The sequence below is a fragment of the Mesorhizobium sp. CNPSo 4661 genome, assembly GCF_057784215.1.
Window position 1 is genome coordinate 151,034 of record NZ_JBWGIO010000003.1, and the last position, 8,849, is coordinate 159,882.

General features: G+C 65.3%; 8 protein-coding genes. 1 reads left to right on the forward strand and 7 read right to left on the reverse strand.

The genetic code is table 11. From position 1 onward, the window contains the following. Window positions 1-22: 22 nt before the first annotated feature. The 6 genes from AC0YKC_RS05485 to AC0YKC_RS05510 form a co-directional block, all read right to left on the reverse strand. The gene (locus tag AC0YKC_RS05485) at window positions 23-1,024 is read right to left on the reverse strand and encodes an ABC transporter substrate-binding protein (RefSeq protein WP_488510561.1); all 1,002 of its coding nucleotides are present in this window, start codon (window positions 1,022-1,024) and stop codon (window positions 23-25) included. Window positions 1,025-1,312: 288 nt separating this feature from the next. Beyond that, window positions 1,313-2,044, reverse strand: coding sequence for a histidine utilization transcriptional repressor HutC (hutC, locus tag AC0YKC_RS05490; protein ID WP_488510403.1), 732 nt, complete (start codon window positions 2,042-2,044; stop codon window positions 1,313-1,315). 34 nt (window positions 2,045-2,078) lie between these two features. Next, window positions 2,079-3,101, reverse strand: coding sequence for a zinc-dependent alcohol dehydrogenase (locus AC0YKC_RS05495; protein ID WP_488510404.1), 1,023 nt, complete (start codon window positions 3,099-3,101; stop codon window positions 2,079-2,081). Between the two features lie 12 nt (window positions 3,102-3,113). Then, window positions 3,114-4,436 (reverse strand): histidinol dehydrogenase, encoded by a 1,323-nt coding sequence (hisD, locus tag AC0YKC_RS05500; RefSeq protein ID WP_488510405.1) that lies wholly within the window; start codon window positions 4,434-4,436, stop codon window positions 3,114-3,116. Window positions 4,437-4,536: 100 nt separating this feature from the next. Beyond that, entirely contained in the window at window positions 4,537-5,310 is a 774-nt protein-coding gene (locus AC0YKC_RS05505; RefSeq protein WP_488510406.1) for an SDR family NAD(P)-dependent oxidoreductase, read from the reverse strand. Between the two features lie 182 nt (window positions 5,311-5,492). Continuing rightward, window positions 5,493-7,538, reverse strand: coding sequence for an NADH:flavin oxidoreductase (locus AC0YKC_RS05510; RefSeq protein ID WP_320297391.1), 2,046 nt, complete (start codon window positions 7,536-7,538; stop codon window positions 5,493-5,495). A gap of 206 nt (window positions 7,539-7,744) precedes the next feature. Here AC0YKC_RS05510 and queF point away from each other — a divergent pair, with 206 nt between their 5' ends. Further along, window positions 7,745-8,206: a preQ(1) synthase gene (gene queF, locus AC0YKC_RS05515; protein WP_320297392.1), complete on the forward strand. Its 462-nt coding sequence runs from the start codon at window positions 7,745-7,747 to the stop codon at window positions 8,204-8,206. 11 nt (window positions 8,207-8,217) lie between these two features. Here the strand turns inward: queF and AC0YKC_RS05520 are convergent, their stop codons facing one another. Then, a complete protein-coding gene (locus AC0YKC_RS05520) occupies window positions 8,218-8,847 on the reverse strand; it encodes a YqhG/Tai3 family protein (RefSeq protein ID WP_488510407.1) in 630 nt (209 codons plus the stop codon). Window positions 8,848-8,849 lie beyond the last annotated feature (2 nt).

Genomic DNA, 8,849 nt, shown 5'->3' on the forward strand with positions numbered 1-8,849 from the left:
TCGGCGACCGCCACGGCCCGGCCTACTGCGCGGCCTTGACGAAGGCCGGATCGATCATCTGCTCCGGCGTCACGTCGGCTTGCAGCAGGCCGGCATTCTTGGCAGCGGCCTCGACGTCGGCGAATGTCTTGGTGGAGAAATCGCCAGTCAGGGCGCCCTTGTTCTCGGCCAGCGAATAGTAGCGCACGCCGTCGAAGGCGGTGTTCAAGTCCTCGACGCTCGAGCCGACCGCCTTGGAGATGATGGCGCGGCCGCCGGGCGTGTCGGCATTGTAGTCCTTGAGCGCGGCATCCCAGGCCTTGATCATGGCAAGCACCTGGCCGGGCCGCGACTTGATCACCTCGTCGCGCACCACCAGCACGTCGCTGATCAGGCCTGGATCCTCGCCGGCGGTGAAGAGAAGCTTGACGTCCTTGTTCTGCGCCCTGGCCGTGGTGAGATACGGCTCATAGGTGACCGCGACCGGGACGCGGCCGGCGATCAGCGCGCTGCCGGCATCCGCCGCCGGCATCGGCACCGGCTGGACGTCGGCGATCGACATGCCGTTCTTGGCAAGCGCGTATTTGAGCAGGATGTCGCTGGTCGTGCCTTCCTCGAAGGCGACCTGCTTGCCCTTGAGGTCGGCGATCGAGGTGATGTCCTTGCCGGCGATCATGGCGTCGGCCGTCATCGAGACGTCGAGCAGCAGCACGATCTTGACCGGCAGCCCAGCCGCAACCATGCCCATCGCGGTGTGGGTCGCGATGTTGGCCGCGTCGAGCTGGCCGCTCGCCAGGGCAGCGTTGATGTCCTTGTCCTCGGCGAAGTTGACGATCTGGACGTCCGACAGCCCGCTTGCCTTGAACAGGCCCTTGGCTTCGGCCACGTGCCACTGGCCGTAGCCCAGCCACGGCTCGATGCCGATCTTGAACGAGCCGGCCTCGGGCGTCGCGGGAATGGTGGTGTCGGCGGCGTGGGCCAGCGGAGCGAAACCGACGGCGGCAGCCACCATAAGCGCACGGAATTGTCCTTTGAGGTTACGCATCATCTTTGTTCCCCTTGATGATTCAGACCGCTTTTTTTGGAACCAACTTCCGGTCTGGTGAGAATGCGGCTTCTGCTTCTTGCGGCACTGTGCCTCGGCGGCGTCTTACCTGCCACGTCGACGGAAGTGGAACGATATTCAACGTCGGCGGCAATGGATGTCAAGGCTAAAATACATACATGCATATACAAGTTGGAGAGGCAGATTTTTGGGACCTTGGCAGCCTTTGGGCAGCTGATCCCGGCTCCTTCATGACTGACGCCAGGGGCACGAACAATCCCAACCGTTTCAGGTCTTGCGGGAGGGAGAATAGCGGCTGCCGAGCGAGTAGCGGCTGCCGACATATGTCAGCTTGCTGACGGTGGCCACGACCGCGCCCGTCCAGGTCCGGCGATGCAGGAGAAGGCAGCAACTGCCGATGTCGATGGCGAGATGCCGCGCCGTCTCGGCATCGGCCGGGACGGCGGAAATGATGTGTTCGACCTCGGTCACCGGCGTCTTCTGCATTAGGTAATCGTAGGTCGCCGTCTTCGAGAAATCCTGCTTGTCGTAGTCGGGTATCAGGCCCGGATTGACGAAGCGCTCTTCCAGTTGAACGGGCAGGTCGTTCTCGAAGTTGACGACCACCGAATGATAGACAGCAGCGCGCTTGGCGAATTCGAAGGACAGCGAGAGCTCCTTGGTCGGCGTGATCCTTTCGAGGACGAGAACCTCGGAGCGATGCCTGTTGCCGCGCGCGACGATCTCGGCCGCGATGTTGTTGATCTCGATCAGCGTCGACTGCGGCCGGGGCGGCGCGATGAATGTCCCCACGCCCTGCAGCCGGATCAGGAAGCCGGCCGAGGTCAACTCCCGCAAGGCGCGGTGAACGGTCATCCGCGACACGCCGAGCACTGCCACGAATTCATTTTCGGACGGCAGCTTGCGGTCCTTGCTCCATTTGCCTGTTCCAATGTTGGTCAGGATGTAGTCCTTGACCTTCTCGTAGAGAGGGCTGGCCGTATCGGGCAACGTATTCATGTTTCACATGTCCTTTCCGGCAAGCTGTCGGCAATCACGCACCGGCAGGCCGCAGCATCCGGATGATGGTTTTCAAGCCGTCGCCCTGCCCCGCCAGCAGGCGCTCATAGGCGGCCGGAACGTCGTCCAGGCCGATCTCGCGATCGATCAGGCCGATCAGCGGCCCGGACAGGTCCGCCAGCATCCCGATGGCGTCGGGCAGTTCATCGGCGAAGGCATGGCATCCCAGCAATGCGATCTCGCGCTCGACCAGCATGTTGGGGTCGATCTCGAGGCGACCGTGGAAAATGCCGACCAGCGCCACGGAGGCGCCGGAACCCAGAGCACCCAGCAACTGGTTGAGCGCGGCGATGCTGCCGGTGGCCTCGATGGCCGCAAGCAACGGCGCTCCGTGGAGCGCGGCGGCAATTGCCTCGCGGTCGAGATCGACGATCGTGGCGCCGGTCACGCCGGCGACACGCTCGCAGCGCGCCCGATTGCGATCGGCGACCAGCACCTTGCCGCCGAACGTCCGCGACAAGAGCAGCGCCGCCAGGCCGCCGATGGTGCCGCAGCCGACGACCAGCACTGAAGCCGCTGTCCTTGGCAGGCGCCGCACGGCATGCAGCGCCACGGCGAGCGGCTCGGCCATCGCCGCCACCCTTTCGTCGAGCGCGGCGTCGATGACATGCAGCAGGCGCGCAGGCAGGAGCGCCTCTTCGGCAAAGCCGCCGTCGCATACTTCACCGACGAAGCCCAGCGAGGCGCATAGATGCCGTCTGCCCGCGCGGCATTGCACGCATTCTCCGCACCAGAAACGGGAATCGGCGACGACCCGATCGCCCATGGCGACCATGTCGACGCCCTCGCCGACCGAAACCACCGTGCCGGTCAGCTCATGGCCGGCCGTCGACGGCGCACGACTTATCCACTGGCCGGTGCGGAAATTGTGGAGGTCGGAACCGCAGATGCCGGCGGCATCGACACGCAGTTTCACCCAGCCGGCGTCGGGAGCCCCTGGCGCGGCGATATCCTCGACGCGCAGGTCGCCGGGGCCATGCAGTCTGGCGGCTTTCATCGCGCCGGTCCGTCAGCCGCCGAGATAGCGGTCGCGGATTTCCGAGACCGCGTTCTCGTGCGAGCTGAACCCTTCATAGCGGGCGAGCCTGCGGGCATGCCCGGCAAGCTCCGGATAGGCGGCCGAGGTCACATAGCCGACCGACGAGCGCTTGAGGAAATCCGTCACCGAAAGCGGCCCGTAGGTGCGCGCCCAGCGGCTGGTGGGCAGCACCGCATTCGGCCCGAGAACGAAATTGGCGAGCGTCACCGGCGTGTGCGGACCCATGAGGATCTCGGCCGCCTCGGTGATGTGCCCGAGATGCGCGAACGGCTCCTTGGACAGGATCTCGAGATGCTCGGGCGCATAGTCGTTGATGAAGCGGTAACTGTCCTCCAGCGATGCGGTCAGCACGATGCCACCGCGCTGGCCGGTCAGCACCGCGCGCGAAAACTCGACGCGCTGCTCGCTCATGCGGGACCAGTGCTCGGGAAGTGCTGCCAGGGCAGCGTCGACGACCTTGCGGCTATGCGTCACGAGATAGGCGGAGGAATCCGGTCCGTGCTCGGCCTCGATCAGAAGGTCGAGCGCGGCGAGGCCGCCGTCGACACTGTCGTCGGCAAAGATGATCGCCTCCGAAGGGCCGGCTGGAAGACCGGTATCGAGGATCGAGGACAGCAGGCTCTTTGCCGCCACCACCCAGGGACTGCCAGGCCCGACGATCTTGAGCGCGGGCTTCACCGTCTCGGTGCCATAGGCAACAGCCGCGACCGCATGCGCGCCGCCGCACTTGTAGACGGTTTCGACCCCCGCAAGGCGGGCGGCGACCAGGGTCGCGGCATCGACGGAACCGTCCGAGGTCGGCGGCGTCACGATCGCGATCCGCGGCACGCCGGCGATGACGGCCGGAACCGAGGTCATCATGGTCACCGACGGGAAAGCGCCCTTGCCACGCGGGACGTAGAGCGCGACGGAGGCGATCGGCGTGTATCGATCGCCAGCATAGGCGCCTGGCCGGACCTCCTTGAGCCACATCGTCTCCGGACGCTGTTCCTCATGGAAATGCCTGATGTTCTCGATGCCGAAGCGGATGCTGTCGACGACATCCTTGTCGACCTTGTCGAAGGCCGCATCGAACTCGGCTTCCGAAACCTTCAGACTGCCCGCGGCCACATCGGCCTTGTCCAGGTCCCGGGCGAATCGCAGCAGGGCCGCGTCGCCTTCGGTCCTGACCGCCTCGATGATCGGGCGGACCTTTTCAACGAAGACCGACAGGTCGGCTTCGGCGCGCTTCAGCAGGTTCGCCCGCTGTTCGGGGGTGGCGGATGACAGGTCGTGGAAGCTGACGTCGGACATGGCTGCTCCTCAGAAACTCGGGAAAAGTATATACATGTATGTATAAGCATCGCCAGCATTTTTCTGCGCCCTGCCATCGGGCTGGCCACGGCAAGCCGCGTCAGATCGAGGCAAGAAAGCCCCCGTCCACCGGGAAACACTGCCCGGTGATGTAGGCCGAGGCATCCGAGGCCAGGAACACCGCGATACCGTGCAGGTCCGAAAGGTCGCCGAAGCGATGCTGCGGGATCTTGGCGAGCATCGATTGCTGCCACGCCTCGTCGGCGTAGAACACCTCGGTCATCGCCGTCCTGAAGTAGCCGGGAGCGATGGCGTTGACCCTGATCCCCAGACCGGCCCATTCCGCCGCCAAAGCTCGCGTCATGCCGAGCAGGCCCGATTTTGACGAACCGTAGGGCACGGCCGTGGGAATGCCGACTTCGGAGGTCAGCGAGCACATGTTGATGATGGCGCCGGGCCGTCCGGCGTCGCGCATAAGGCGGGCGGCTGCCTGGGCGCAGAAGAAGGCGCCCTTGAGATTGGTGTCGACGATCCTGTCCCAGAGCGCTTCGTCGACGTCGAGCGAAGGCCTGACCTCTTCCATGCCGGCATTGTTGACGAGAATATCGAGACCCCCGAGCAGCTCGGCGGCCTCGGCGGTCGCGGCGCGGCAACGGGCGACGTCGATGACGTCCAGGGCGATGGCGTGCGCAACGCCTCCGGAGGCCCGGATCGCCGCCGTCGTCTCCCCGAGCGCAGCGAGGCTGCGCGCCGTGACAGTGACAGCGGCGCCGGCGGCGCTCAGCGCCTCAGCGATGCCGCGCCCGATGCCCCGGCTCGCGCCGGTGACGAGCGCCTTCCTGCCCGACAGGTCGAAGAGGGAAGCATTGCGCATTGTCGATCCTCCTTGGCCTTGCCGGCCTGTCCTCGCCCGCGAGACTAACCGATCATTGGTTATACATACAAGCATATACAAATGATTTTGGGCGTAGCGGTAAAGCTGACCGCGGGAGCGTGCAACCCCGGTGCTGACACAATCCTATTCGGCGCTTTCTTTCGCGCGCGGCGGTCTGTCGATCAGATCCTGATCCCGAACCGGATGCCGTCATAGATGGCGGCGTGGATGTTGCGCGAGGCGACCGCGTCGCCGATGCGGAACATGACGAAGCCGCCTTCCGGATTGCGCTGCGGAAAAATGTCGCCGCCGCTCACCAGCCGCTCGTAGTCGACCGCGCCGCCATTCTTCGACAAGGGTTTCAGCGACAGATAGAGATCGTCGAGGGGTGCGGTGCCATGCTCGACCACCACCTGGTCGACGCGCCGCTCGCCGCGCCAGCCGTCGGCGAAGTCCGACGCCAGCTCGGCGATAAGCTGGTTGCCCTCGCGCCGCACCGAGCGCAGGCGGGTGTTGATGGTGACGGTGACACCTTTCTCGTGGAAGGCGCGCATATAGGGCACATGGTTCAGGCCGCCCATTTCCGGCGCGAAGAAGCGCTCCGGCGAGACCAGTTCCAGCTTCGAGCCGCTGTTGGCGATCAGCTCCGCCGCGCCCATGCCCTGATGGCCGCCATTGTCGTCGTAGAGCAGGACATTCTCGGCCGGCTTGACGCTGCCGGCCATGATGTCCCAGCTCGAGGTGACCAGATTGTCGCCGGTCGTCAGCGGCGGGTTCTGCGGCATACCGCCGGTCGCCACGATCACCACGTCCGGCGCCAATGCCAGCACGTCGTCCTTCTCGGCCCAGGTGTCGTAGCGGATCTCGACGCCGAGGCGATCGAGCTCGGCCAACCGCCAGTCGATGATGCCGATCAATTCCTTGCGGCGCGGATTCTGCGTCGCGAGCCGCACCTGGCCGCCTGCCTGGCTAGAGGCTTCGAGCACCGTCACCTGATGGCCCCGTTCGGCCGCGACGCGCGCCGCTTCCAGGCCGCCGGCGCCGGCGCCCACCACCACGACTTTTTTCTTCGGTCCTTCGCTTTTCGCGATGATGTGCGGAATGGTCGCCTCGCGGCCGGTCGCGGCGTTATGGACGCAAAGCGCCTCGCCGCCCTCATAGATGCGGTCCAGGCAATAGGTGGCGCCGACGCAAGGGCGGATCTCGTGCTCGCGGCCTTCCATCACTTTGCGGATGATATGCGGATCGGCGATATGGGCGCGCGTCATGCCGACCATGTCGAGCTTGCCGGTGGCGATGGCGTGGCGCGCGGTGGCGACGTCGGAAATGCGCGCCGCATGGAAGGTCGGGAACTTCGTCGCCGCCCTAACCTCGCCGGCGAAATCGAGATGCGGCGAGGAGCGCATGCCGGTCACCGGGATGACCTTGGTCAGCGCCGCATCGGTCTCGATCGAGCCGCGGATGATGTTGAGGAAATCGACCTTGCCTGAATTGGCCAGCCGCCTGGCGATCTCGACGCCTTCCTCCTTGGGCAGGCCCTTCTCGAAATCCTCGTCCGCGACCATGCGGATGCCGACGACGAATTTTTCACCGACCGCCGTACGCACGGCGTCCAGCACCATGTCGGTGAAGCGCAGCCGGTTGTCGAGCGAGCCGCCGAAATCGTCGTCGCGGTGATTTGTGGCGGGCGACCAGAAGCCGTCCATCAGATGGCCGTAGGATTCGAACTCGATGCCGTCGAGGCCGGCCGCCTGGCAGCGCTGCGCGGCCGCGGCATAGTCAGCGACGATGCGCTCGATGTCCCATTCCTCGATGGTCTTGGGGAACGCGCGGTGCGCCGGCTCGCGCACCGGCGAGGCCGAAAGCACCGGCAGCCAGTCAGCCTTGTTCCACCCGGTGCGCCGGCCGAGATGGGTGATCTGGATCATCACCTTGCAGTCATGCTCGTGGCAGGCATCCGCCAGCTCGGCGAGCCACGGCACGATGCGGTCGTCATAGACATGCAGATTGCCGAAGGCAGCCGGGCTGTCGCGCGAGACGATCGCCGAGCCCGCCGTCATGGTCAGCGCCATGCCGCCCTTGGCCTTCTCGGCATGGTAGAGCCGGTAGCGCTCTTTCGGCATGCCGTCCTCGGAATAGGCCGGCTCATGGCTGGTCGACATCACCCGGTTCTTCAGCGTCAGGTGCTTGAGCTGGTAGGGTTGGAGAAGCGGGTCGTTGCTGATCATCGTCTTCCTGCCGTTTCAATTTGTGCGGAAGCGTCGTGTCGCTCCCGCTTCCATTTCACGCATTGGATTCTTCCGAAAACCGCTGCGCACTTTTCGGTCCGATGCTAATGAGCGGCCCAAATCCGCTGCGTCTGAAAGATCGCGGCGTAATTTCCGCACTTCGTTTTCCTGCCGCCCGGACAATCGGCGGCAGCTAGGAGCCGCCCATGACCGATACCAAGAACCTCTCCCAGCTCGGCAAGCACGTCGAGACGCCACAGAGCCCCGAACAGGCGGTCCTGGAGACCGTGCCGTTCCAGCGCGGCGACGGCCCGCCGGCGATCGTGCGCTTCACCTGCCCGGAATTCACCTCGCTCTGCCCGGTCACCGGCCAGCCCGACTTCGCCCACATCGTCATCGACTACGCGCCCGACAAGACGCTGGTGGAATCGAAGTCGCTGAAGCTGTTCATGACCTCGTTCCGCAACCATGGCGCCTTCCATGAGGAATGCACCGTCATGATCGGCCGCCGCATCGTGGAGGCGACCAAGCCGCTCTGGCTGCGCGTCGGCGGCTACTGGTTCCCGCGCGGTGGCATCCCGATCGACGTCTTCTGGCAGACAGGCGCGCCGCCCAAGGACGTATGGCTGCCGGATACCGGCGTTGCGCCCTATCGCGGGCGCGGTTGAGCGGATCGCCATCACTCGCATTGGTACTGGCTGAGCGCCCATTCGCCGGTCACCGACAAAAGGTCGGAGACCTTCCAGCCGCCGCCGACCTTCTTCAGCTTCCATTCCAGCCGGTGCTGGTGGCCCTCGACGACGAAGGCGACCACCACCTTGGCCTGGTCGCCATTGACGGCCTCGATAGTGCGCAGGCTCTTGTCGATGGCGAGCTTGTCGTAATCTGAATTGTCGAGCGCCATGTTGGGGTCGAGGCACTCGCCCTGCCCCGAGGCGCGCAACGCGTCGCTCTTGTCGAGCACCGTCTTGGCCGGATCGACGAAGTTCTTGCGCTGGGACGGATCGAGCTCGAGCCCGAGATGCTCGTAGAAGGGCTTGACCACCGCCGTCGGTGATCCGGGCAGGACAGGAGAGACGGGCGCTGGTTCAGCCGGCTTGCTTTCCGGCGTTGTGGCAGGCGGCGATTTATCGACCGCAGGCGGCGACTTATCGACCGCGGGCGGCGACTTGTTGTCCGAGGACGCATTGTCGCCTGAGGACGCGCTCGGCGGCGGCGCGCCGAAGAGCCCCTGCGCACAGGCGGCGCCGTTCAGCCCCGCGGCCAGCATCGACAAACTCGACAGCGCAAGGACGAGACGGCGAAGCACGG

Excerpts from the sequence above, each read along its gene's own strand:
- queF (WP_320297392.1), top strand. The coding sequence starts at position 7,745 with ATGACCGATACCAAGAACCTCTCCCAGCTCGGCAAGCACGTCGAGACG.
- AC0YKC_RS05505 (WP_488510406.1), bottom strand. The coding sequence starts at position 5,310 with ATGCGCAATGCTTCCCTCTTCGACCTGTCGGGCAGGAAGGCGCTCGTC.
- hutC (WP_488510403.1), bottom strand. The coding sequence starts at position 2,044 with ATGAATACGTTGCCCGATACGGCCAGCCCTCTCTACGAGAAGGTCAAG.
- AC0YKC_RS05485 (WP_488510561.1), bottom strand. The coding sequence starts at position 1,024 with ATGCGTAACCTCAAAGGACAATTCCGTGCGCTTATGGTGGCTGCCGCC.
- AC0YKC_RS05510 (WP_320297391.1), bottom strand. The coding sequence starts at position 7,538 with ATGATCAGCAACGACCCGCTTCTCCAACCCTACCAGCTCAAGCACCTG.
- hisD (WP_488510405.1), bottom strand. The coding sequence starts at position 4,436 with ATGTCCGACGTCAGCTTCCACGACCTGTCATCCGCCACCCCCGAACAG.
- AC0YKC_RS05495 (WP_488510404.1), bottom strand. The coding sequence starts at position 3,101 with ATGAAAGCCGCCAGACTGCATGGCCCCGGCGACCTGCGCGTCGAGGAT.